Origin of the sequence: Streptomyces sp. 2131.1 (assembly GCF_900105515.1) — a bacterium.
Lineage (GTDB): Bacteria > Actinomycetota > Actinomycetes > Streptomycetales > Streptomycetaceae > Streptomyces > Streptomyces drozdowiczii.
Map to the genome: position 1 here is coordinate 6,578,912 of NZ_FNSY01000001.1, position 23,068 is coordinate 6,601,979.

Sequence of the window (23,068 nt, forward strand, 5' to 3'; positions counted from 1 at the left end):
GGATCAGCGAAGTTCAGAAGTAAGGGTAGGCTGCCCTCACCGGGCGGGGTAAGGTTTGCCTGCCCTTCCAGGGCCTCAGCGAACAGCGTGAAAGCAAGGGATTCGGATGCTCCTCGACAGAACGACGCCCACCAGGTCACGGCGGCGGCTCGCGGCGGTCATGGCCGCGGCAGCCCTCGGCGTCGGCCTCCTCGCGGGCTGCGGCTCCGACTCCGAGGACAAGGCGGCCGGCAAGGCCCCCGCCGCCTCGGCGGACGGCGCCTTCCCTGTCACCGTGGAGCACGCATTCGGGTCCACGAAGATCACCAAGGCCCCGCAGCGCGTGGTCTCCGTCGGCTACACGGACGACCAGGACGTCCTGGCGTTCGGCATCAAGCCCGTCGGCATGGTCGACCAGTACCCGAACCCCGAGGGCAAGACCCCCGACATCAACACCCAGTGGCCCTGGACCAAGGACAAGTGGGGGGACGCCCGCCCCGAGGTCATCATGAAGAACGGTGACGCGGGCCCCAACTACGAGAAGATCGCGAGCCTCCGGCCGGACCTGATCGTCGCCGTCTACTCCGAGATCGACCAGGCCGCGTACGACAAGCTGTCGAAGATCGCCCCCACGGTGGCCCGCACCAAGGGCGAGAAGGAGCCCTTCAGCGCTCCGTGGCAGGACAACGCGCTGCACATCGCCAAGGCTCTCGGCAAGGAGAAGGAGGGCAAGGAGATGGTGGACGGCATCCAGGAGAAGCTGGACGCCGCCAAGAAGGCGCACCCCGAGTTCGCGGAGCAGACCGCCGTCGCCCTGTCCTGGTACGACGGCTCGGTGGCACCGTTCACCACCACCGACGTGCGCGGACGCCTGCTGACGGGCATCGGCTACAAGGGCGATACGGCGGTCGACAAGGTCGCCGGCGGCAAGTTCTACACCAAGCTGTCCCCGGAACGCATGGACCTCGTCGACGTCGACCGCGTCTTCGTCATCAACGACAAGGCCGACACGGAAGCCCTGAAGAAGTCCGAGCTCTTCAGCAACCTCAAGGTGTTCAAGGAGGGCCGCGTGACCTACCTCCTCGACAGCGAGGGTCCGGCGGTCGGTGCCGCCATCTCGCAGGGCACGCTGCTGTCCATGCCGTACGCGGTCGACGAGCTGGTGAAGGCGGCGTCCGCCAAGTGACCGACGCCGCCCCCGCCCTCCTCCGGCACGGCCCGGCGTCCGAGTGAGCGCCGCCGGCATCCGCGCCGCCTCCCCGTCGGCCCTGCGTACGGCGTCGGGCGGGGAGGCGACCCGCTGGCTCGTCGCCCACTGCCGCGCGGTGCCGTGGCTGACCGCCGCGACCCTCCTCACGACCGTGGCCGGGGCAGCGCTCCAGGTACTCCCGGTACTGCTGCTCGGCCAGGTGGTCGACGGGGTCGTGGACGGCGAGTCGCGCACGGTGCTGGTCCGGGTCGGGGCCCTCATGGTGGCCGCCACGCTGCTCGGCGCGGCGGCCACCGCGGCATCGACGTATCTCATCGGCCGGCTCGGCGCCGACCTGCTCGCCACCCTGCGGGAAGGCGCCGTCCGGGCAGTGCTGGGCATGCCGAGCGCCCGGCTGGAGCAGGTCGGCCGCGGCGATGTGCTCTCCCGGGTCGGCGACGACGTCGCCGTGCTCTCCCGGGGCATCAGGAGCGCGATCCCCACCGTCTTCTCGGCGGGCGTGCTCGTCGCCATCGCAACCGTCGGCATGTTCGGCCTGGACTGGCGGCTCGGGCTCGCGGGCGCCGGCGCGCTGCCGGCGTACGCGCTGGCCCTGAGCTGGTACCTGCCGCGCTCCGCCCCCCTCTACCGCAAGCAGCGCACGGCCCAGGCCGACCGCGCCCAGGCGCTGATCAGCGGCCTCGACGGGATCGACACGGTCCGGGCGTACCGCCTGGAGGGCGCGTTCCGCGAGAAGGTCACCACCGAGTCCTGGAGGGTACGCGAGCTGGGCGTCGAGGTGTTCCGGTTCTTCGGCCGGTTCGTCGGCCGGGAGAACCGCGCCGAGTTCATCGGGCTCGTCCTCATCCTCCTGGTGGGGTACGCCCTGCTGGAGGGCGACGCGGCCACCCTCGGCGAGGTCGCGGCGGCCCCGCTGATGTTCCACCGGCTGTTCACCCCGCTGGGCGCGATCATGTTCACGTTCGACGAGGCGCAGAAGTCGGGCGCCGGCCTGACCCGCCTGGTCGGGGTCCTGGGGGAGGGCGCCGAGGACCGGCTGGTGGGCGACCCGGACGTGGCGCCCGCTCAGAACGTGCCGTACCAGGTGACGGTGGAGGGGCTGACGTATCGCTACCCCGGCTCCGAGGAGCCGGTCCTGCGCGACGTGAGCCTGACCATCCCGGCCGGCGGCTCCCTCGCCCTGGTCGGGGCCACCGGCGCCGGCAAGTCGACTCTGGCCGCGCTGATAGCCGGCATCGGGACCCCGGAGTCGGGCTCGGTGCGCATCGGGACGACCGACCTGGCGCACGTGGACGAGGCGGGCGCGCGGGCCCTGGTGAGCATCCTGACCCAGGAGACCCATGTGTTCTCCGGTCCGCTCGCCGACGACCTGAGACTGGCCTCCCCGGCCGCGAGCGACGGCCGGCTGCTGGACGCCCTGCGCACGGTGGGGGCCGAGGGCTGGGTCGAGGCGCTCCCCGAGGGGCTGCACACCGCGGTCGGCGAGGGCGGTGAGCGGCTGGACGTCACCAAGGTGGCCCAGGTCGCCCTGGCCCGTCTGGTGCTCGCCCGTTCACCTGTCGTGGTCCTCGACGAGTCCACCGCCGAGGCGGGCAGCGAGGGCGCCGCGGAGCTGGAGCGCGCCGTGCTGGCGGCCTGCGCGGGACGCACCACGCTGTTCGTCGCGCACCGGCTGACCCAGGCGATGGCGGCGGACCGGATCGCCGTCCTGGACGCGGGGCGCGTGGTGGAGCAGGGATCCCACCAGGAGTTGGTCGCTCTGGGCGGCCGGTACGCCCGTCTGTGGCGAGCATGGCGAGAAGGAAGTCAGGCCGCGCATAGTTAGGTTAGGCTCAGCTAAATATCCCGGAGAGAAGCGGAGTCCTCGATGTCGGAACCGAGCGGTCACCACGTACGGCTCTCTCCCCGGGGACTGGCCGACCTGCGCCGGCGGACCGGCGACCGCGACGACCGGACCCTGGCGGAAGCCTGCGCCATCGGCCTGGCGTACTGGGCGAGCGGCCGGAGCCCGGAGGGAATCGACCTCACTCCCGCCACCCTCTTCGCCGATGTGCTCGCCTGGGCCGACAACGGCGGCACGGCGCCCGTCGGTTGGCGGACGGGCGCCGACGGCCGCAGCATCGGCCTTCCCGAGGGTGTGGAGCCGGGCGAGGCGCAGCTGGCCCTGGACGACCTCGCGGACTTCCCCGACCGGCCGCTCGGCACCATCGCGCCCTCCGGTCACGCCGCCCGGATCGAGGCCCTGGCCCGCTGGAACGACACCGGCGCGGACCGGGAGCGGCCCACCGTCGTGGAGCTGTTCCGCGAGCAGGCGCGGCTCCGGCCGGACGCCGTCGCGATCGTGGACGAGCACCGCGCCCTGACGTACCGCCAGGCAGCCGCACTGAGCGCCCAGTTGGCCCACCACCTCGTCGATCGCGGCCTCACCGCCGAGCAGGTCGTCGGGATATCCCTCGGCCGCTCGGCCGAGATGGTCATCGGCCTGCTCGGAGCCCTCCAGGCGGGGTGCGCTTTCGTCCCGCTCGACCCGCTGTGGCCCGCCGCCCGGCGCGCCGTCGTCGTCGACGACGCCCGGATCGTGCTCCAGCTCAACGGCTCGGGCGAGCAGGCCCCGGGAGAGCCCGAGGCCGTGCGCGTCGACCTCGACGACTGGGTCTTCGCCGGCCACCCCACCGCCCCGCCCGCCGTGGCCGTCGCGGCGGAAGCACTCGCGTACGTCATCTTCACCTCCGGTTCGACCGGCCGCCCCAAGGGCGCGATGATCCGCCACGAGGCCATCAGCGAACGCCTGTTGTGGCAGTCCCGCGAGGTCCTCGGCTTCGGCCACGACGACGCGTCGCTGTTCAAGGCGCCGCTGTCCTTCGACATCTCCATCAACGAGATCTTCCTGCCCCTGGTCACCGGCGCCCGCCTGGTCGTCCTGCGCCCGGGCGGCGAGCGCGACCCGCACCACCTGCTGAGCGTGATCGCCGAACACCGGGTCACCTTCACCTACCTGGTCTCGTCCATGCTCGACGTGCTGCTGGAGATGACCGGCGACACCGGCCTGCTCGACAGCCTGCGGCACGTGTGGTGCGGCGGCGAACTGCTCACCCCCGAGCTGTACGAGCGGTTCCGCACCCGTCTCGACATCCCGCTGTACCACGGCTACGGCCCCGCCGAGACGACGATCGGCGTCTCCCACGTCATCTACCGGGGCGAGGCCGAGCGCCTGTCCACCTCCATCGGCAAGGCGAATCCCAACACCCAGCTCTACGTGCTCGACGACGAGCTGCGCCCCGTGCCCGTCGGCGTCGGCGGCGAACTCTACGCGGGCGGACTCCTGCTGGGCCGCGGATACGTCAACGCGCCGGGGCTGACCGCGTCCCGCTTCGTGGCCAACCCCTTCGCGCGGGACGGCTCCCGGCTCTACCGCACGGGCGATCTCGCCCGGTTCATGCCGGACGGCTCGCTGGACTTCCTCGGCCGCGCCGACAACCAGATCAAGATCCGCGGCATGCGGCTGGAGATCGAGGACGTGGAGGCCGGCCTCGCCGAGCACCCCCGCGTACGGCACACCTGCGTCGTCGCCCGGAAGAACACGGCGGGCGGGACCTACCTCGTGGCGTACGTGATCCCCGCCACCGGACACGAGGAGCTGACCCCCGAGGACGTCCGGGCGTGGGCCGAGGCGCACATGGTGGAGTACATGGTGCCCACCCACACCGTCGTGCTCGACGCCTTCCCGCTCACCGCCAACGGCAAGACCGACCGGGCCGCGCTGCCCGAGCCCGTGCTCACCACCGGGCCGGTCACCGTGCCCGCCACCGACGAGGAGCGCGCCGTGTGCGCGGCGGCGGCAGAGGTGCTCCGGCTGGACGCGGTCGGCGTCGACCAGGACTTCTTCCGCCTCGGCGGCGACAGCATCCTGGCGATATCCCTGCTGAGCGCGGTGCGCAAGGCCGGGTTCCACGTCACCGCACGCCAGATCTTCACCCACAGCGTCCTCGGCGAACTCGCGGCCGTCGCGAGCCGCGAGGACGTCACCACGGCCCCGGACGACGACGAACCGACCGGACCCGTCACCGGAACGCCCATCGTGCGATGGCTCGGCGAGACCACCGACGCGATCGACGGCTTCGTGCAGTCCGTCGTGCTCAACACCCCGGCCGACCTGACCGCAGGCGCGCTCGACGACGTCCTGACCGCCGTGATCCGCCGGCACGACATGCTGCGCGCCCGGCTCCTACGCGGCGAGCGGTTGAGCTTCCACATACCCGGGGCGGACGGTGCCGTCGCCGCCTGGGAGGAGAGTGACGAACCGCTCGACGCCTGTGTCGCCCGCGCCACCGCCGGGCTCGACCCGGACCACGGCGTCATGCTGCGCGCCGTCTGGCGCCGCGAGGCACGCCAACTGGTCCTGGTCGCCCACCACGTGGTCGTCGACGGCGTCTCCTGGCGCGTCCTGACCGAGGACCTGGCCACCGCCTGGGAGCAGTCCGCCGCAGGCGCCCCGGTCGCACTGCCCCGCGAGGGCACCTCGTTCCGCCGCTGGGCCGAACTGCTCGACCGCACAGCCTTCGACGCCGACCGCGACCACTGCCTGCGCCCCCTGCCGGGCCCCGACGGACCGCTGGGCCGCCGCCCCCTGTCCGAGAACGACACCGTCGCCCGGGAGCGCGAGCGGACCTTCACGCTCGGCCCCGCCACCACCTCGGCCCTGCTGGGCGAGGTCCCCGCCAGGTTCCACGCGGGCGTCAACGACGTCCTGCTCACCGCGCTCGCCGTCGCCCTCGCCAGGTGGCGGCGCGACCACGGCCAGGACCAGACGTTCGCGCACATCGAGCTCGAAGGCCACGGCCGCGAGGGCCAGGCGGTCGCGGCCACCGCCGGATTCGAGCCCGACCTGTCGCGCACAGTGGGCTGGTTCACCACCCTCTTCCCCGTGACCGTGGACCCCGGCCGGGCAACCGACCTCACCGACCCCGGTTATCTGGCCGCCGCCCTCAAGGCGGTCAAGGAAGACCTCGCCCGCGTCCCGCACAACGGCCTGTCCTACGGCGCCCTGCGCCACCTGCGCGGCGCCCTCGGCTCCACGCCCGCACCCCAGGTGCTCTTCAACTACCTCGGCCGGTTCGACGCGGGCACCGGCGGCGACTGGCAGCTCGCCGGCACCACCGGGCAACTGGGCGAGAAGCGCGACCCGCGCATGCGGCTGCCGCGCGCCCTGGAGTTCAACGCCATCGCCGAACCCGACGCGAGCGGCGCCTACGGTCTCGCCACCACCGTCTCCTGGCCCGACGGCATGTTCACCGGCGAGGACATCGACACCCTCGGCGGATACTTCCAGGACGCCCTGACCGCCCTGGCCGCGCTCGACGGCGGCGGGCACTCGCCCAGCGACTTCGCGCCCGTCCCGCTCACCCAGGCCGACGTCGACGCGCTCGACGGACCCGCCCTGCGGGACATCCTGCCGCTGACCCCGCTCCAGGAGGGTCTGTACTTCCACTCGGTCTTCGACGACGACTCGGCGGGCAGTTACGTCGAGCAGCAACTCCTCACCCTGGACGGCGAGGTGGACGCCGGACGGCTGGCGGCCGCCGCCACCCGGCTGCTCACCCTGTACCCGAACCTGGCCGCGCGCTTCACGGCCCTCGCCGACGGCCGGGTCGTCTCCGTGCTCGTGAGCGGCACCGAGGCCCCCTTCACCGTCGTGGACCGGCCCGGCATCACCGTCGAGGAGATCCGCGACCTCGCCGAGCGCGACCGCCGCGCCGGGTTCGACCTGGCCGCAGGACCGCTCATGCGCTACACCCTCGTCCGGGGCGGCCCCGGACACACCGTTCTCGTGCAGACCGTGCACCACATCGTCGCCGACGGCTGGTCCGTGCCGCCGATGCTCCGCACGCTGCTGGCCGAGTACCACCGGCCCGGCGCCGCCTACCGCGTGGGCGGCTTCCCCGACTACGTACGCCTGCTCGCCGCCCGCGACGACGAGGAGAGCGACCGGGTCTGGGGCGAGCAGCTCGCCGGACTGCCCGGCCCGTCGGTGGTCGCCGAGGGCCACACCCCGTCCGACACCTTCGCCGACACCGCCGTGGAACCCGACCACGACATCGAAACCGCCGCCCGCGAGGCCGGGGTGCCGCTGAGCGTGGCCGTGCACAGCGCCTGGGCGGTGACGCTCGGCGGCCTGCTGCACCGCGACGACGTGGTCTTCGGCTCCACCGTCTCCGGCCGCGACGCCGATGTGCCCGGCATCGCGGACATGGTGGGCCTCTTCATCAACACCATTCCGGTACGGGCCCGTTGGGCCGCCTCCACCACCGCCGGTGACCTGCTCGCGTCCGTACGCGACCACCAGAGCGCCGTCCTCGCGCACCAGCACGTCTCACTGTCGCGCATCGGCCGGCTGGCGGGCGCCGGTGCCCGGTTCGACACCCTGGTGGTGTTCGACGTCGCCACCGACGTGGCCGCCCTGCGCGGCCCGGACGACGAGCTGTTCATCACCGCCATCGTCAACGAGGGTGCGCCGCACTATCCGCTGACCCTGGTGGTGGAGCGCGCGTCCGACGGCCGCCCCCGCTTCAACCTGATCTACGACGGCGCCCTCCTCCGGGAACCCGGCGCCCGGCGCATCCTCGACACGTTCACCCGCACCCTCACCGGCCTGCTCACCCGGCCCGGCACCCCGGTCGGTGAGCTGGCGACGGCGAGGACCGCGCCCCCCGCCACCACCACGCTGGACGCGCTGTTCGACGCCGCCGCCCGGCGCGACCCGGCCGCCACCGCCGTCACCCGGTGCGGCCTCGACGGCACCACCGACTCGCTGACCTACGGCGAACTCGCCGCCGCCAAGGACCGGTTGGCCGCGACCCTGCACGCCGCCGGTGTCCGGCCGGGGCTGCGCGTCGCCGTCGCCGTCCCGCGCTCCCTGGAGCAGGTCACCGCGCTCATCGCCATCGTCTCGGCGGGCGGCGCCTACGTACCGCTCGACCAGGCGTATCCGGACGAGCGGCTGGAGTACATCCTCGGCGACGCCGCCCCGCAGGCCGTCCTGGTCGGCCCCGACGAGCGCGAGCGCTTCACCGGGCTCCTGGAGCGGGCGGGCGTCCCGGCCCGGGTGCTCGTCCTCGGTGACGAACCCGACCCCGGCGAGGTACCTGCGACCCGGACGGGGCCCGCCCCGCACCACCCCGCGTACGTCATCTACACCTCGGGATCGACCGGCCGGCCCAAGGGCGTCGTCGTCCCGCACCTGAGCGTGGTCGCGCTGCTCGCCAACACCCGCGCCGACATGGACTTCGGGCCCGACGACGTGTGGGTGCAGTTCCACTCGTACTCCTTCGACTTCGCCGTCTGGGAGCTGTGGGGCGCCTTGGCGCACGGCGGGGAGCTGCTGGTTCCGGACTACGGGCTGACCCGCTCCCCGGTCGACTTCCACCGGCTGGTGCGCGAGCGCGGGGTGACCGTGCTCAACCAGACCCCGTCGGCTTTCTACCAGTTCATCGAGGCCGACCGGCACGCCGGGGAACGGGCCACCGCGCTGCGCCGGGTCATCTTCGGCGGCGAGGCGCTCGATCCCGTACGGCTGCGCGGCTGGGTGGAGCGGTACGGCACCGGGTCGCCCGAGCTGGTCAACATGTACGGCATCACCGAGACCACCGTCCACGTCACCCACCGGGTCCTCACCGACGCGGACTTCGGCGCCGACGTCAGCCCCATCGGCGGCCCGGTCCCCGGCCTGGCCACCTACCTGCTCGACGACCGGCTCCGCCCGGTCCCGCCGGGCACGGTGGGCGCCATCTACGTGGCCGGTGACCAGGTGTCGCTCGGCTACCTGGGCCGCCCCGGTCTCACCGCCGGGCGGTTCGTGGCCAACCCCTTCGCGGACGACGGCTCCCGGATGTACCACACGGGCGACCTGGCCCGCCGCGCGCTCGACGGCGAGCTGGAGTTCGCCGGACGCGCCGACGACCAGGTGCAGCTCAAGGGCTTCCGGATCGAGCTCGGCGAGGTCGAGGCGGCGGTCCGGGAGCTGGACGGCGTGGTCGACGTGGCGGTCTCCCCGTCGGCCGACGGGGACCAGCTGATCGCGCACGTCGTGGGCCGGCTCCCCGGCGACCTCGGCGCCCTGCTCGCGGCGAAGCTGCCCGTGCACATGGTGCCCGGCCGGGTGCTGACCGTCGACGCCCTCCCGCTCACGGTCAACGGCAAGCTCGACCGCAAGGCGCTGACCGCACAGGCCGCCACACACGCGGACACGGCCCCCGCGCCGGCGGCCGACTCCGCGCTCACCGCGCTGACCGCGATCTTCGCCGAGGTACTGCCGGGCGCCGCCGTCGACGAGGACACCGACTTCTTCATGGCGGGCGGTGACAGCATCGTCGCGATCACCGTCATCAACCGCGCCAGGGCGCTCGGTCTGGCCATCGCGCCCCGTGACGTCTTCCTGTGCAAGACCCCGCGCGCCCTCGCCGGGGAGCTGCGCTCGCGCGCCCCGCACACCGCCGCCCCCGAGCGGAAGCGCCGCGACGACGGGCCCTTCGCGCCGACGCCCATCATCCTGCGCCGCCGCGAACTCGGCGGCAGCCTCGACGGGTTCGCCCAGGCCCGGACACTGGTGACGGCCGAGGGCACCACGCCCGCCGACATCGAACGCGCCGCGCACGCCGTCGTGGCCGCCCACCCGGCCCTGCGCATGCGCCTGGACACCGCCCACGGCGTCTGGACCCCGCACATCGAGCCCGCACGCGAGGTCACCGTCGTCCACGCGGACACCGGCGAACCCGCGGTCGCCGCCAACGAGGCCGCCGCACGCCTGAACCCCGCGACCGGCGAGGTCGTCGCGTTCACCTGGCTGGCCGCCACCCGGACCCTCGTCGTCACCGCGCACCACCTCGCCGTCGACACGGTGTCCTGGCTGATCGTCCTCGACGACCTGGCCACCGCCCTGCGCGGGGAGGCCCTGCCGCCCGCGACCACCTCCTACGCCGAGTACGCCGACGCGCTCACCGCGCAAGCCGCGCATACCACCGAGGGCCTGGGCGACTGGATCACCGTGCTCGACGCCCCCGCCGCGCTGCCCGGGACGGGGGAGCTGCGCGAGACGACCGTGGTCCTGGACCCCGAGGTGAGCGACCGGGTGACCCGCACCGCGCCCGCCGCACTGGGCATCGGCGTCACCGAACTGCTCTGCGGCGCCCTGCGCACCGCCCTGACCCGCGTCCAGCCCGAGCCCACCGACCTCGCGGTCGATCTGGAGCGGCACGGCCGCGTCCCCGCCCTGGACCACCACGACTACACCCGTACGGTCGGCTGGTTCACCTCCATCGCCCCCGTACGGCTCACCCCGCACACCGACCCCGTCGCGGCGGCCCGGGAGGCCGCGGCCCGGCACCCCGACGAGCACGGACACGTCGCCTATGGCCGGCTCAGATACCTCAACCCGCAGACCGCGCCCCTGCTGACCGCCCGCCCGCAGGTGCTGTTCAACTACCTCGGCCGGGGCGGCGAGTCCGACGTCCCGCAGATCACCGGAGGCGAGGGCCACAGTCCGTACGCCGTCGAGGTCAACGCCTGGACCGACGCCACCACCGGCAGCCTGCACGCCGCGTTCACCCTCGCCGACGGCGTCCCCGACGCGCTCACCGGCCACTGGCGTGCGGCCCTGGAACACCTCGCGGACACCGCCGCGACCGCCGAGCGCACCGCACCGGTCACCCCGCTCCAGCGCGGCCTGTACTTCCAGGCCCAGCTGACCGGCGCGACCGGGCACTACGTCGCCCAGAGCCACTTCACCTTCGACCGGCGCCTCGACACCGGCTCACTGGCCGACGCGATGGCGTACGTCATCGCCCGGCACCCGGTCGTCGGCGCCGGGTTCACCACCGACGACGACGGCAACCCGGTCCAGATCCTCCGGGCCGGCACCCGCGTCGCAGTCCGCACGGTCGACGCAGAGTCCGAGGCCGAGGCCGACGCGCTGCGCGCCCGGGACCGCGACACCGGGTTCGACCCCGGCGAGCCGCCGCTGATCCGGCTCACCGTGTTCCGCCTGCCCGACGGCCGCGACAGCCTGCTGCTCAGCTATCACCTGCTGCTGTGGGACGGCTGGTCCCGGGAGATCCTGCTGCGGGACCTCTTCGACGCCTACGCGACCCTCGTCGCGGGCGAACCCCTGACCGACGCCACGCCCCGTACACCCGGCTTCGAGGACTACGCCCGCGAGCTGGCCGCCAGGGATTCCACCGTGTCGGAGCGCTTCTGGGCGGAGCACTTGAGCGGCCTGACCGGCCCGACGCTGCTCGCCGGGCCCCGGCCGCCCCGCACGGACGAGCTGCCGCACGCGATCCTGCACACCCTGTCCACCGAACTCTCCGACCTGCTGCGGGACGCCGCCAAGGCGCACGGCGTCACCCTCAACACCGTGCTCACCGGCGCGTTCGGCCTGTTGCTCGGGGCACACACCGGCCGCGGTGACGCGGTGTTCGGCGTGACCGTCTCCGGGCGCGAGGGCGAGGACCTGTCCGACGTCGTCGGCGTCCTCCTCAACACCGTGCCCATGTGGACCCGCGCCCGGCCGCAGGACACGGCGGGGGAGTACCTCGCCGCCGTCCAGGCCGCCCGGGTCGAGGCGATGGAGCACGAGCACCTGGGACTCGGCGAGATCCAGCGCGCCGGCGGCCACGGCACCCTGTTCGACAACATCTTCGTCCTCCAGAACTTCCTGGACCTGGACGCCCTCGCCGGGATCAACGCCCGGCACGGCATCACCTCCGTACAGGCCGACGACTCGACGCACTACCCGTTCACCTGGGTGGTCACCCCCGGCGACCGGCTCACCGTGAAGCTGGAACACCGCGACGACGACCCAGCGGGCGCCCGCCGCCTCCTCGACGACTACATGCGGGTGCTGGAGGACCTGGCCCGGGCCACCGGCCCGCTCGGCGCCCTGCCGGGCCTCGAACCGGCGCCCGAGCCCGCCGTCCGCACCGACGTCGGCACGGACACCGTCGTCGACCGCTTCGACCGGGCGGCCGACCGCCACCCCGACCGCGTCGCGCTCGTCGCCGGCGGCGCGGCCATGACCTTCGGCCGGCTCCGGGACCGCAGCCGCGAGGTGGCCGGGGTGCTCGCCGGACGCGGCATCGGGCCGGAGACGGCGGTGGGCATCGCCGTACCGCGCTCGCTGGACTCCATCGTGGCGCTGTTCGCCGTGCTGCGCACCGGCGCCGCGTACGTGCCGCTGGAGCTGGACCACCCGGACGAGCGGATCGCGGCGATCGTCGCGGATGCCCGGCCCGAGGTGACCCTCACCGTGAGCACCGTCGCGCCCCGCCTCACCGGCGAACTGATCGAGCTGGACCGCCCGTTGCCCGTCGCCGAGCCGCACACCACCTTCGCGCCCGGCGACCCGGACCGGCTGCGGCATCCCGCGTACACGATCTACACCTCCGGCTCCACCGGCCGGCCCAAGGGTGTGGTGACCGAGTACGCCGGGCTCACCAACATGCTGATCAACCACCAGCGCCGGATCTTCGAACCCGTCCTGGCGGAGCAAGGCCACCGCACCTTCCGGATCGCGCACACCGTGTCGTTCGCGTTCGACATGTCGTGGGAGGAGCTGCTCTGGCTCGCCGACGGACACGAGGTGCACATCTGCGACGAGGAGCTGCGCCGCGACGCGCCCCGGCTCGTCGCGTACTGCCTCGACCACGGCATCGACGTCATCAACGTGACCCCGACCTACGCGCAGCAACTGGTCGCGGAAGGGCTGCTCGACGACCCCCGGCGGCGGCCCGCGCTGGTGCTGCTCGGCGGCGAGGCCGTCACCCCGGGCCTCTGGCAGCGGCTCGCGGACACCGAGGGCACCGTCGGCTACAACCTCTACGGGCCCACCGAGTACACCATCAACACCCTCGGCGTCGGCACCTTCGAGTGCCAGGACCCGGTGGTGGGCGTGGCCATCGACAACACCGAGGTGTACGTCCTCGACCCGTGGCTGCGACCGCTGCCCGACGGGGTCCCGGGCGAGCTGTACGTGGCGGGCGTCGGCATCGCGCGCGGCTACCTCGGCCAGTCCGCCCAGACCGCCCACCGGTTCGTCGCCTGCCCGTTCGGCGCGCCCGGCGAGCGTATGTACCGCACCGGCGACCTGGTCGTCCGACGGCCCGACGGCAACCTCGCCTACCTCGGCCGCACCGACCAGCAGGTCAAGATCCGCGGCCACCGCGTCGAACTCGGCGAGGTCGAGGCAGCGTTCGCCGCGCACCCGGCGGTCCGGTTCGCCGCCGCCGTCGCCCAGCCCGACCCCCAAGTCGACGGGGCCCATCGGCTGGCCGCCTACCTCGTGCTCGACGGCTCCGATCTGGCGGCCGTCGCCGCCGAAGTGGGCGTCGCGCTTCCGGACTTCCTGCGCCCCTCCCACTACGCCGAGGTGGACGGCATCCCGCTCACCGTGAACGGCAAGGCCGACACCAGGGCACTGCCCGAGCCGAAGCCGCTCGGCGTGCTGGCCGGGGCGGGGGAGCGCGCACCGGAGACCGGGACCGAGATCACGGTGTGCGAGTTCTTCGCCGAAGCGCTCGACCTGGACGACGAGGAGGTGAGCGCGGTCAGCGACTTCGTCTCCCTCGGCGGACACTCCATGCTGGCGGTCCGGCTGATCGGGCTGCTCCGGCGGGAGTACGGTCCAGTGATCACCGTCCGCGACCTGCTCACCCTGCGAACCCCCGAAGCGATTGCCGGCCACATCGATGAACACTCCTGACACCCCCCGGCCCCGTCAGGGCGCCGCCATCCTGCGTACCGCCCTGCGGCGCAACGTCGGCGCCATGGCCTGGGGCACCGTCCTCATGGGCCTCTACCAGGCCGGGGAGACCGCCTTCCCGATCGCGCTCGGCCTGATCGTCGAGCACACCCTGCAGCACCGCAGCGCGACCGCGCTCGGCCTGTCGATCGGCGCGCTGGCCGTGATCATCACGACCGTCTCGCTGTCCTGGCGGTTCGGGATGCGCGTCCTCCAGAAGGCCAACACGACCGAGGCGCACCGGTGGCGGGTACGGGTCGCGGGCTGCGGGCTCCAGCCCGTCGCCCGGGACGTGGACCTGAAGTCCGGCGAGGTCCTGACCATCGCCACCGAGGACGCCGACCAGACCGCAGACATCATCGAGGTGGTGCCGCTGCTGATCAGCTCGATGGTCGCGGTCCTGGTGGCCGCCGTCGCGCTCGGGCTCGCCGACATACGGCTCGGGCTGCTCGTGATCGTCGGCACGGTGGCGATCCTGTCCGTGCTGAGCGTGATGTCCCGGCGGATAGGCGCGAGCACCCAGGAGCAGCAGGCCCGGGTCGCGCGCGCCGGTGCCAAGGTCGCCGACCTGATCACCGGTCTGCGCCCGCTGCACGGCTTCGGCGGCAACCACGCCGCGTTCGGTTCGTACCGCCGCGTCAGCACCGAGGCCAAGCAGCAGTCGGTCACGGTCGCCCGGATCAACGGGGTGTACGCGGGCACGGCACTGGCCCTGAACGCGGGCCTCGCCACCGCCGTCACCCTCACGGCCGGGTACCTGGCCTTCGCCGGGCACATCAACATCGGCGAACTCGTCATGGCGGTGGGCCTGGCGCAGTTCATCATGGAGCCGCTGAAGCTGTTCTCCGAGATGCCCAAGTACGTGATGATGGCGCGCGCTTCGGCCGAGCGCATGGCTCTGGTCCTCTCTGCGCCCCCGGTCACCACACCGGGGACCGGGAGCCCCGAGCCGGGCGGATCGCTGGAGATCGACGGCCTCTGCCACGGGACGCTGCGCGGCCTCGAGTTCGAGGTGGCCGCCGGGGAGTTCGTGGCCGTCGCCGCCTACCAGCCGCGCGCCGCCGCCGACTTCGCGGCGGTCCTCGCCCTGGCCGTGCCGCCGGAGGCGTACGAGGGAGTGGTACGGGTCGGCGGCCAGGAGCTCACGGACCTGTCGGCCGAGGCGGTCCGGGAGCACCTGCTGGTGAACCCGTACGACGGGGAGATCTTCGCCGGCACCCTCCGTACGAACATCGACCCCTCGGGCACCAGCACCATGTTGCCGGAGGCTGTCGAGGCGTCCATGCTGACCGACGTCGTCGCCCTCCACCGCGAGGGCCTCGACTACGCCATCCGCGACCGGGGCGCGAACCTCTCCGGGGGCCAGCGCCAGCGGCTCTCACTGGCCCGCGCCCTGGCCGCCGACGCGGAGATCCTGGTGCTCCACAACCCCACCACGGCGGTCGACGCGGTGACCGAACAGCTCATCGCGCGCAACATCGCGAAACTGCGCCGGGGCCGGACCACCGTGGTCGTCACCAGCAGCCCGGCCGTCCTGGACGCCGCCGACCGGGTCCTCGTCCTTGACGACGGCGTCATCACGGCCGAGGACACCCACCGCAACCTCCTGTCCACGAACGAGGCGTACTGCCTGGCCGTGGCGCGGTGACGCCTGGCTTCCTCCTGCTCTGGGCGAGCGCCCAGGCGACGTCCCGGAGGAGCGCGTGCCGCCAGCCCGCGCGGTCGTGATCCGAGGGGGACCGCTCCACCTTCACGACCGCTCCGGCCCGCTCGGTCAGGGCCTCGACCTCCGCGCAGTGCGGGAGCATCCGCGTCTCGTGTTCCCCCACGTCGAACGCGATGCGCAGGCCCGACAGGTCGGGGCGCTCCCGCAGCCGGCCGGCGAGGGCGCCGCCGACCGGGCCGTCCAGCAGGTCCGTGCGCTCCGCGCAGTCGGGCGCCCACCAGAACGACCCGGACTGGCAGGCGACCCGGGTCACCAGCTCCGGGAACTCCAACGCGGCGTACAGCGCGCTGAGTCCGCCGAGGCTCTGCCCCGCGACCACCAGCGTCCCCGGGTCGGCGGGCACGCCGGACTCCGCGACCAGGGGCAGCAGTTCGTCGCGGACCGCCTCCCACAGCTCCGGCCGGCACGTGAACTCGCCCACCCGGTCCTTGGCCGGCAGGAAGACGAGCGTGACCGGCGGCAGCGCCCCGTCCGCGACGGCCGCCTCGAACGCGGTCGTCGCCGGGTGCAGATACAGCCAGTCGTCCCCGTCGAGCAGCAGCACCACGGGCCCGCCGCCGGCCACCGGGTGCACGCGCACCGTGCGGCGCCCGCCGAGCCGTGCGGAGGCCCAGCGCAGCCGGGCACTGGGCACGGGCAGGACGTCGTCCGCGCCGACGAGGGGCCAGTAGGGCTGTGCCGGGGCATCCGGGGTGGCCGCGATCGAGCGGTCGCCACCGGCGGCGGACGGGTTGAGCGGGTCGGCGTGCGCCCCCTCGTCCGTGATGAACCGGTAAGTCACCCGCATCCGCGCGGGCATCGGCACCTCCGCGTACCAGCAGTCGGTGGCGCCCCACCGGCGCAGCGGCAGCGGGTCCCGCGTCCAGCTCTCGAAGACTATGTCGGCCGGGCCGCCGCGCCAGAGGAACAGCGTCGTCCAGCCGCTGTTCGCACCGGGCCGCGAGGCGGGCGTCCGGGCCGCCGCCCAGAACGCCTCGGAACCGGGTTCGCCCGGCAGCCCGAACGCGGCGAAGGGGCTCTCGGCGGCGGCCACGACCTGATCCGTGGGATCGGCGGAGGGCATGAGGGGTCTCCTTGTGCAGGGGGGAAGGAAAAGGCTAAGCTCACGACCAGTTAGGCGAGCCTAACCTAAGCTTGTTTTTCCTTGATGAGGAGGCACTGCCCGTATGAGCACCAACCCGTTCGACGACCCCGAAGGCCGGTTTCTGGTCCTGGTGAACGACGAGGGCCAGCACTCCCTGTGGCCGTCCTTCGCCGAGGTGCCCGGTGGCTGGACGGTCGCCTTCGAGGAGAACACACGCGAGGCGTGTCTGGAGTACGTGGAGGCCAACTGGACGGATCTGCGGCCCCGTTCGCTCGCCGCGTCGATGGACGCCTGACCTCCGCGACGACACGCTCCGGCGGGACGGCCCGCCGGAGCGCACCTGCCCTGTGGCACCGAGGAAGGACCGTCTTGACCACGGCCGCGCCGCGCCCCGTACCCCTGCCCGCCCCGTCGCTCCGGCGGGCGCCGCGCGTCCGGGCCGCCGCGTCCGGCGACGCCGCCGCGCTCGCGGAGCTGTCCCGGCCGTTCGCCCGCTCGGGCGCCCTGCGCGAGCGGCCCGACTCCCTCTACGCGGCCCGCGCCGCCGAGTTCCTCGTGGTACCCGGCACCGACGGCGGCCTGGACGGCTGTGTGGGCCTGCGGGTGTACGCGGGGGAGGGGGCGCCGGTGGACGCGCCCGAGGCGCCCGTGGGCGTCCTCTACAACTTCTGCGTCGCCGGGCACCGGCAGGGACGCGGGACCGGGGCCGCGCTCCTGCGGACCGCGCTGGCCATGGCGCGCACCCAGTCGCTCGGCGCCCTCTTCACCGCGACCACCGGGGACGGCAGGCTGTTCCGCCGGTACGGCTTCGCGCCCGCGACGGCCCGTCAGGCGCCGTGCGCCTGGGCCGGATCGCTGGATCCCCGGCGCAACGCGCTGATTCTCACCCGCACCCCCTGAACCGGGCGCCGGGCCGCACGTGAGCCCGGTCCGGCGCCCTTTACCGTCAGACCGGGCTCGCGACGTGGTCCTCGTCCAACACCACCGTGGTCCCCGTGGCGTTCCCGTCGAGGACGCCACGCAGCACCGCGTGCGGCGCCCGCCCGTCCAGCACGTCCGCCCGGCCCACCCCGCCCCGTACGGCCCGCAGGCAGCCCTCCATCTTCGGCAGCATCCCGCTCGCCAGGCCGGGCAGCAGCCCGTCCAGCGCGTCCGCCGTCAGATGGGTGATCACCTCGGTGCTGTGCGGCCAGTCCGCGTACAGCCCCGCCACGTCCGTGAGGACCACCAGCCGTTCCGCGCCGAGCGCCACGGCGAGGGCCGAGGCGGCGAGATCCGCGTTGACGTTGTAGATCTGCCCGTCCTCGCCCCGGGCCACGGGGGAGACCACAGGTATGTGACCCTGCGTCAGGAGGGCGCGCACCATGGCGGGGTTGACCTCGGCGATGTCCCCGACCTGGCCGATGTCCACCGCTACGCCGTCCACCCGGGCGGCCCGCCGCACGGCCGTCATCGTGTGCGCGTCCTCGCCGGTCAGGCCGACGGCGTACGGGCCGTGGCTGTTGATGTGGCCCACCAGTTCGCGCTGGACGCGGCCCGACAGGACCATGCGGACGACCTCCATGGTCTCCGCGGTGGTCACCCGCAGGCCGGCCTCGAAGCGGCTCTCCAGTCCGAGCCGGTCCAGCATCGCGCTGATCTGGGGTCCGCCGCCGTGCACGACGACCGGACGCAGGCCAGACCGTAGCAGCTCCACGACGTCCTGGGCGAAGGCCTGTTGCAGCTGTGCGTCGACCATGGCGTTGCCGCCGAACTTGATGACGACGACCGGTCCCGATTCCTCTTCCATTTAGCTTAGCCTAACCTTAATTGCCTTGGTGGTGGTCAAGAAGAAGCCCGCCGGCGGAGGACGTTTCCTCCGCCGGCGGGCGTTACCCGGGGGTCGGTCAGCCGATCTCGATGAGCAGGTCGCCGGCCTCCACCTGCTGGACCCGTCCGATCGCCAGGCGGCGCACCACCCCGGCCGACTGCGCGGTGATCGACGCCTCCATCTTCATCGCCTCGATGGTGGCGACCGTCTGGCCCGCCGACACCGACGCGCCCTCCTCCACCTGGAGCGTCACCACCCCGGCGAACGGCGCCGCCACATGGCCCTGGTCGGAGCGGTCCGCCTTCTCGGCCGCCTTCACCTCGGTCGCCACCGACCTGTCCCGCACCGACACCGGCCTCAACTGGCCGTTGAGCGTGGTCAGTACGCTGCGGAAACCGCGCTCGTCCGCCTCGGAGATGGCCTCCAGCTCGATCAGCAGCGTCACCCCCGGTTCGAGGGTGACCGGATGCTCGGTCTCCGGCTCCAGCCCGTACAGGAAGTCCTGCGTCGACAGCACCGAGGTGTCGCCGTACGCCTCCCGATGGGCGGTGAACTCCTTGGTCGGGCCCGGGAACAGCAGCCGGTTCAGCGTCGCGCGCGGCGACTCGCGCAGCGCCTCGCGGTCCTCGTCCGACAGGTGCGGCGTCTGCGCCTTCTCGGGCCGGCCCTGGAGCGCCCGGGTGCGGAACGGCTCGGGCCAGCCGCCGGGCGGGTCGCCAAGCTCACCGCGGAGGAACCCGATCACCGAATCCGGTACGTCGAACTTGCCCGGGTCCGACTCGAAGTCGGCGGCCCCCACACCCGCGCCCACCAGGTGCAGCGCCAGATCACCGACCACCTTCGAGGACGGGGTCACCTTCACCAGCCGGCCCAGCATCCGGTCGGCCGCCGCGTAGCAGTCCTCGATCAGCTCGAAGCGGTCCCCGAGGCCCAGCGCGATGGCCTGCTGCCGCAGGTTGGACAGCTGGCCGCCCGGGATCTCGTGGTGGTAGATCCGGCCCGTAGGCGAGGCCAGCCCCGACTCGAACGGGGCGTACACCTTGCGGGTCGCCTCCCAGTACGGCTCCAGGTCGCCGACCGCCTGGAGGGACAGGCCCGTCGCGCGCTCCGTGTGGTCCGTCGCCGCCACCAGCGCGGACAGCGGCGGCTGGCTGGTGGTGCCGGCCATCGACGCCACGGCCGCGTCCACCGCGTCCACCCCGGCGTCGATCGCGGCGATCAGCGTGCCCAGCTGACCGCCCGCCGTGTCGTGGGTGTGCAGGTGCACCGGCAGGTCGAACCGCTCGCGCAGCGCCGTGACCAGGGTGCGCGCGGCCGGCGGGCGCAGCAGCCCCGCCATGTCCTTGATGGCGAGCACATGGGCGCCCGCCTCCACGATCTGCTCCGCGAGCCGCAGGTAGTAGTCCAGCGTGTACAGGGTCTCGCCCGGGTCCGACAGGTCGGCGGTGTAGCACAGCGCCACCTCCGCCAGCGAGGTTCCCGTGGCGCGTACCGCGTCGATCGCCGGACGCATCTGCGACACGTCGTTGAGGGCGTCGAAGATGCGGAAGATGTCCATCCCGGCCGAGGCCGCCTCGGAGACGAACGCCTCGGTGACCTCGGTCGGGTACGGCGTGTATCCGACCGTGTTGCGGCCGCGCAGCAGCATCTGCGTACAGATGTTGGGCACCGCCTCACGCAGCTTGACCAGCCGCTCCCACGGGTCCTCCGCGAGGAACCGCAGCGCCACGTCGTAGGTCGCGCCGCCCCAGCACTCCAGGCTCAGCAACTGCGGCACGGTGTGCGCGACCTGAGGGGCCACGGCCAGCAGGTCCCGGGTACGGACCCGGGTGGCGAGCAGCGACTGATGGGCGTCGCGGAACGTGGTGTCCGTGACCGCTACGGCCGACTGCGCCCGCAGCTCGGCCGCGAACGCCTCCGGACCCAGCTCGGCGAGGCGCTGCCGAGAACCGGGCGGCGGCGTCCCCGGCGGCAGGGCGGGCAGCTTGTCCGCCGGGTCGATGACCGAAGGCCGCGGCCCGTACGGGCGGTTGACCGTCGTCTCCGCCAGGTAGCTGAGCATCCGGCTGCCGCGGTCGGCCGACGGACGGGCCCGGATCAGCTCCGGGTGCTCGTCGATGAAGGAGGTCGTGATGCGCCCCGCCCGGAAGTCCGGGTGGTCGAGGACCGCGCCCAGGAACGGCAGGTTCGTCGCCACCCCGCGAATGCGGAACTCGGCGATGGCCCGGCGCGCCCGGCGGGCCGCGTTGGTGAAGTCGTGGCCGTGGCAGGTCAGCTTCACCAGCATCGAGTCGAAGTGCGCCGACACCTCCGCGCCCGTGTGGACGGTCCCGCCGTCCAGCCGGACGCCGGGGCCGCCGGGGGAGCGGTACGCGGAGATGGTGCCGGTGTCCGGGCGGAAGCCGTTGACCGGGTCCTCCGTCGTGATGCGGCACTGCATCGCGGTCCCGTTGAGGGCGATGTCCTCCTGGGACAGCCGCAGTTCGGGCAGCGTCATGCCTGCCGCGATCCGCAGCTGCGCGATCACCAGGTCCCGCCCGGTGACCTGCTCCGTCACCGTGTGCTCGACCTGGATGCGCGGGTTCATCTCGATGAAGACGTGGTTGCCGCGCTCGTCGACGAGGAACTCGACGGTGCCCGCGTTCACGTACCCGATGTTCCGGGCGAAGGCGACCGCGTCCGCGCAGATCCGGTCCCGCAGCTCCGGGTCCAGATTCGGGGCCGGTGCGATCTCGACGACCTTCTGGTGGCGGCGCTGGAGCGAGCAGTCCCGCTCGTACAGGTGCACCACGTTGCCCTCGGCGTCGGCCAGGATCTGCACCTCGATGTGGCGGGGGTTGATCACCGCCTGCTCCAGGAACACCGTCGCGTCCCCGAACGCCGACCGCGCCTCGCGCATCGCCGCGTCGATCGCCTCGCGCAGCTCGCCCGGCTCCGCCACCCGGCGCATGCCGCGCCCGCCGCCGCCGGCGACCGCCTTCACGAAGACCGGGAAGCCGATCTCCTCCGAGGCGGCGACCAGGGCGTCCACGTCCTCCGACGGCTCGGACGACTTGAGGACCGGCACACCCGCGTCCCGGGCCGCTGCCACCGCGCGGGACTTGTTGCCCGTCAGATTCAGCACCGAGGCCGGCGGCCCGACGAAGGTGATGCCCGCCTCCGCGCACGCCGCCGCCAGGTCCGGGTTCTCCGACAGGAAGCCGTAACCGGGGTAGATCGCGTCCGCGCCCGCCTTCCGGGCCGCCTTCACCACCTCGTCCACCGACAGGTACGCCCGCACGGGATGCCCCGGCTCACCGATCCGGTAGGCCTCGTCCGCCTTCGCCCGGTGCAGGGAGTTGCGGTCCTCGTGCGGATACACGGCCACGGTGGAGATGCCGAGCTCGAAGGCCGCGCGGAACGCGCGGATCGCGATCTCCCCGCGGTTGGCGACCAATACCTTGTCGAACATCAAACTCCCCAGTCGTGTCACGAGCGTGTGGCGTCAAGGACGGGCGGTACGGCGAGGACACGCGATTCCGCGTCGGAGACCGTACGGCGGTGGCGAGGTGCTCCGTAACCCTCCGGGACCGGAGCGTTCGACACCGTACCGGAGACTTCCCCCGAGATCGCGAGCGCAAAAGATGGCTTGCGTCACGCCCCAAAACGTCCCCCGGACGCACTGCTCCCACGAGGACGTTTTGCCGGTTCTTGGCAGCCGGGCCATGCTGGTGGTCATGGCCGACCACGCCGGCCCCGAACCCGTCGCCGCCGTGCGGCGCGCTCTCCGCCTGCTGGAGGCCGCCGGGGCGCACGGGGGCGAGGCCACCGCGCAGCAGCTGGCCCGGGAAGCGGGGCTTCCCCCGGCAGCGGTGGGCGAACTGCTGCCCATGCTGGTCGGCGACGGCTACCTGAGGGAGCTGGAGGACCACACCTTCGTCCTCGCCGACACCGCCCCGGGCGGCGGCCCCGGCACACAGCCGGTGCCCGCCCGCGTACGGCCCGCCCTCACCGCCCTGCGCAACGACACGTGGGCCGCCGCCTACCTGACGCTCTACGTGGACGGCGAGATCCGGGTCATGGAGATCGTCGACAGCGTCCGCACCCCGCGCGTGGACCTCTGGGTGGGCCTCGACGAGGCCGGACACGCCACGGCCCTCGGCAAAAGCGTGCTGCGCGAGCTCGACGAGGAGGCCCGCGCCGACTACTTCTCCCGGCACGACCTGACCGGGCTCACCCCCCGCACCATCACGCACAAGGACGAGCTGGTCCGGGAGCTGGACGGCTCGCCCGCGCCGGTGGTCATGGACCGCGAGGAGTACGTGCGCGGCACCACCTGCGTGGCGGTGCCGGTCTACAGCGGCGAGCAGGTGGGATCGCTCGGCATCTCCTTCCGCTCCGACCGGATGTACCGCCCCTCGCAGGTCCGCCAGGAGCTGCTGTCGGCCGCAGTCCTCGTGTCCCGCAGGCTCACGCTGCCCCACTGACAC

General features: G+C 73.1%; 10 protein-coding genes. 7 read left to right on the forward strand and 3 right to left on the reverse strand.

The features are described from left to right. Positions 1-106: 106 nt before the first annotated feature. The 4 genes from BLW14_RS29285 to BLW14_RS29300 are packed head-to-tail and all read left to right on the forward strand — an operon-like array spanning position 107 to position 15,627. Positions 107-1,165: an iron-siderophore ABC transporter substrate-binding protein gene (locus BLW14_RS29285; RefSeq protein WP_093710126.1), complete on the forward strand. Its 1,059-nt coding sequence runs from the start codon at positions 107-109 to the stop codon at positions 1,163-1,165. A 43-nt stretch (positions 1,166-1,208) separates the two neighbouring features. Continuing rightward, positions 1,209-3,014, forward strand: a complete 1,806-nt coding sequence (locus BLW14_RS29290) for an ABC transporter ATP-binding protein (RefSeq protein ID WP_093710127.1) — start codon at positions 1,209-1,211, stop codon at positions 3,012-3,014. Between the two features lie 42 nt (positions 3,015-3,056). After that, positions 3,057-13,940, forward strand: coding sequence for a non-ribosomal peptide synthetase (locus BLW14_RS29295; RefSeq protein ID WP_093710128.1), 10,884 nt, complete (start codon positions 3,057-3,059; stop codon positions 13,938-13,940). Then, positions 13,927-15,627, forward strand: coding sequence for an ABC transporter ATP-binding protein (locus BLW14_RS29300; protein WP_093710129.1), 1,701 nt, complete (start codon positions 13,927-13,929; stop codon positions 15,625-15,627). Before BLW14_RS29295 ends, BLW14_RS29300 begins: the two co-directional genes overlap by 14 nt. Here the strand turns inward: BLW14_RS29300 and BLW14_RS29305 are convergent. After that, positions 15,557-16,768 (reverse strand): alpha/beta hydrolase-fold protein, encoded by a 1,212-nt coding sequence (locus tag BLW14_RS29305; RefSeq protein ID WP_256332910.1) that lies wholly within the window; start codon positions 16,766-16,768, stop codon positions 15,557-15,559. The genes BLW14_RS29300 and BLW14_RS29305 overlap by 71 nt on opposite strands. A 103-nt stretch (positions 16,769-16,871) precedes the next feature. Between BLW14_RS29305 and BLW14_RS29310 the strand changes: the two genes are divergently transcribed. Beyond that, positions 16,872-17,084, forward strand: coding sequence for an MbtH family protein (locus tag BLW14_RS29310; RefSeq protein ID WP_018102801.1), 213 nt, complete (start codon positions 16,872-16,874; stop codon positions 17,082-17,084). A 74-nt stretch (positions 17,085-17,158) separates the two neighbouring features. After that, positions 17,159-17,689: a GNAT family N-acetyltransferase gene (locus tag BLW14_RS29315; RefSeq protein WP_093710130.1), complete on the forward strand. Its 531-nt coding sequence runs from the start codon at positions 17,159-17,161 to the stop codon at positions 17,687-17,689. A gap of 46 nt (positions 17,690-17,735) precedes the next feature. Here the strand turns inward: BLW14_RS29315 and argB are convergent, their stop codons facing one another. Together argB and BLW14_RS29325 are read right to left on the reverse strand one after the other, a co-directional pair. Then, positions 17,736-18,578, reverse strand: coding sequence for an acetylglutamate kinase (gene argB, locus BLW14_RS29320; RefSeq protein ID WP_093710131.1), 843 nt, complete (start codon positions 18,576-18,578; stop codon positions 17,736-17,738). 97 nt (positions 18,579-18,675) lie between these two features. Beyond that, positions 18,676-22,050: a pyruvate carboxylase gene (locus BLW14_RS29325; RefSeq protein ID WP_093710132.1), complete on the reverse strand. Its 3,375-nt coding sequence runs from the start codon at positions 22,048-22,050 to the stop codon at positions 18,676-18,678. A 265-nt stretch (positions 22,051-22,315) separates the two neighbouring features. On the opposite strand from BLW14_RS29325, the gene BLW14_RS29330 reads away from it, so the two are divergent. Then, positions 22,316-23,065: an IclR family transcriptional regulator gene (locus BLW14_RS29330; RefSeq protein WP_256332911.1), complete on the forward strand. Its 750-nt coding sequence runs from the start codon at positions 22,316-22,318 to the stop codon at positions 23,063-23,065. Positions 23,066-23,068: the final 3 nt, after the last annotated feature.